Here is a 905-nt window from a genome sequence, read left to right on the forward strand (position 1 = left end):
GGCCTAAGTGGACTTGAACCACCGACCTCACGCTTATCAGGCGTGCGCTCTAACCAGCTGAGCTATAGGCCCAAGAAGCGGGTGATGGGAATCGAACCCACGACATCAGCTTGGAAGGCTGAGGTTTTACCACTAAACTACACCCGCATAACATGGGGCGACTAGTGGGAATCGAACCCACGCATGCCAGAGCCACAATCTGGTGCGTTAACCACTTCGCCATAGTCGCCACAATCTGATGCCGGCTGCAGGACTTGAACCCGCAACCTACTGATTACAAGTCAGTTGCTCTACCAATTGAGCTAAGCCGGCATAAGAAAGAAGTATTGACATATACGTTTAATTTTTTGTGTCCCTTCCTCTTCTCGCTTATTCAGCGAAGTGATATGCGTCGGGACAACTCGCAGTGAATTCACGGAAGCTTAGGCTCGTCTCTACCAATTGAGCTAAGCCGGCATAAATATGTATTATCATGGTGGAGGATGACGGGATCGAACCGCCGACCCCTTGCTTGTAAGGCAAGTGCTCTCCCAGCTGAGCTAATCCTCCGTATGAATTGCCTAGCAACGACCTACTCTTGCAGGGGCGCTGGCCCCAACTACCATCGGCGCTGGAGAGCTTAACTTCCGTGTTCGGGATGGGAACGGGTGTTTCCTCTCCGCTATTGTCACTAGGCAAGTAATGGACAAGTTTTATTATATATAAATAGATAGTCTTGTCAAGATGGGGAATTCATTCCTTCAAAACTAGATAACCGTCTGTTTGGAAGAAAGCCGTTTTGCATAGGCGGCTAGCTTTTTGAAGTGAAACGGCCGCTTCTGCTTTACGTACGCTGTCTAGCTCCGGACGCCATCGGCTCGCGACGCTTCGGTCCCGTTGCGGCGGCAACAGCCTCCTCACGGGCC

The 905-nt window shown here is 51.2% G+C and carries 4 tRNA genes and 1 rRNA gene; all 5 read right to left on the reverse strand.

Annotation, left to right across the window (positions count from 1 at the left end):
- Nucleotides 1-76: 76 nt before the first annotated feature.
- Nucleotides 77-147 (reverse strand) — tRNA-Gly (locus tag DCC82_RS17295).
- Between the two features lie 6 nt (nt 148-153).
- Nucleotides 154-229: transfer RNA gene (locus DCC82_RS17300), tRNA-His, on the reverse strand.
- Between the two features lie 10 nt (nt 230-239).
- Nucleotides 240-312: transfer RNA gene (locus DCC82_RS17305), tRNA-Thr, on the reverse strand.
- Between the two features lie 161 nt (nt 313-473).
- Nucleotides 474-549: transfer RNA gene (locus DCC82_RS17310), tRNA-Val, on the reverse strand.
- Between the two features lie 9 nt (nt 550-558).
- Nucleotides 559-675: ribosomal RNA gene (gene rrf / locus DCC82_RS17315) — 5S ribosomal RNA — on the reverse strand.
- Nucleotides 676-905: the final 230 nt, after the last annotated feature.

It is taken from the genome of Geobacillus sp. LYN3, from assembly GCF_003064505.1.
GTDB classification, from domain to species: domain Bacteria; phylum Bacillota; class Bacilli; order Bacillales; family Anoxybacillaceae; genus Parageobacillus_B; species Parageobacillus_B toebii.